This is a genomic window from Chitinimonas violaceus (genome assembly GCF_052601015.1).
Map to the genome: position 1 here is coordinate 1 of NZ_JBQXDJ010000293.1, position 255 is coordinate 255.

The following is a 255-nucleotide window of genomic DNA, read 5'->3' on the forward strand; positions in this document are numbered from 1 at the left end:
GGCGTTGCCATTTCGACGATCAATCTCGATGTCACACCGGTCAACGATGCACCGTCGGGTAAAGATGCGCGCTTTACCATACAGGAAGATGGCAGAAAAATATTCGCGGCTGCCGATTTTGGCTTTATTGATGTGGATGCGGGTGACAGTTTAAAGGCGGTACGAATCGACAAGTTGCCAACTGCCGGCGCGCTGAATCTGAATGGTGTTGGAGTGCAGCCCGGACAGGTAATTGCTGTGACAAAGCTTGGTGAG

Annotated in this window: 1 protein-coding gene; it reads left to right on the forward strand. The window is 51.8% G+C overall.

The features are described from left to right. Positions 1-255: hypothetical protein (locus ACUHMQ_RS21350; protein WP_445297433.1), on the forward strand; the 255-nt coding region annotated here is incomplete at both ends.